This window comes from Listeria grandensis, from assembly GCF_014322885.1.
Taxonomy (GTDB): Bacteria; Bacillota; Bacilli; order Lactobacillales; family Listeriaceae; genus Listeria_A; species Listeria_A grandensis.
Map to the genome: position 1 here is coordinate 1 of NZ_JAASUG010000036.1, position 667 is coordinate 667.

Genomic DNA, 667 nt, shown 5'->3' on the forward strand with positions numbered 1-667 from the left:
TTGGTGGAGCCTAGCGGGGTCGAACCGCTGACCTCCTGCGTGCAAAGCAGGCGCTCTCCCAACTGAGCTAAGGCCCCTTCATAACAAATGGGTATTCTTTTAATGGTCGGGAAGACAGGATTCGAACCTGCGACCCCTTGGTCCCAAACCAAGTGCTCTACCAAGCTGAGCTACTTCCCGAAAGTGCGCCCGAGAGGATTCGAACCTCTAACCGCTTGATTCGTAGTCAAGTACTCTATCCAGTTGAGCTACGGGCGCATTATAATAAGTATATATGGTGCCGAGGACCGGAATCGAACCGGTACGGATATCACTATCCGCAGGATTTTAAGTCCTGTGCGTCTGCCAGTTCCGCCACCCCGGCGTTAGAAACTTTATAATGGCAACATTCAAGCTTGGAGCGGAAGACGGGGTTCGAACCCGCGACCCCCACCTTGGCAAGGTGGTGCTCTACCACTGAGCTACTTCCGCAATATTTATGTAAATAGTGCGGGTGAAAGGACTTGAACCTTCACGCCTCGCGGCGCCAGATCCTAAATCTGGTGCGTCTGCCAATTCCGCCACACCCGCAAAATGAGCCGTGATGGGCTCGAACCATCGACCCTCTGATTAAAAGTCAGATGCTCTACCAACTGAGCTAACGGCTCACAATACAAATAAATACTAT

General features: G+C 51.9%; 7 tRNA genes. All 7 read right to left on the reverse strand.

The window, feature by feature from the left end:
• Position 1 precedes the first annotated feature (1 nt).
• Positions 2-77: transfer RNA gene (locus tag HCJ54_RS15300), tRNA-Ala, on the reverse strand.
• 26 nt (positions 78-103) lie between these two features.
• Positions 104-180 (reverse strand) — tRNA-Pro (locus tag HCJ54_RS15305).
• A 4-nt stretch (positions 181-184) separates the two neighbouring features.
• A tRNA-Arg gene (locus tag HCJ54_RS15310) sits at positions 185-258 on the reverse strand.
• Positions 259-275: 17 nt separating this feature from the next.
• Positions 276-364: transfer RNA gene (locus HCJ54_RS15315), tRNA-Leu, on the reverse strand.
• 32 nt (positions 365-396) lie between these two features.
• Positions 397-471, reverse strand: a tRNA-Gly gene (locus tag HCJ54_RS15320).
• A gap of 17 nt (positions 472-488) precedes the next feature.
• Positions 489-570 (reverse strand) — tRNA-Leu (locus tag HCJ54_RS15325).
• A 4-nt stretch (positions 571-574) separates the two neighbouring features.
• Positions 575-647: transfer RNA gene (locus HCJ54_RS15330), tRNA-Lys, on the reverse strand.
• Between the last annotated feature and the right edge of the window lie 20 nt (positions 648-667).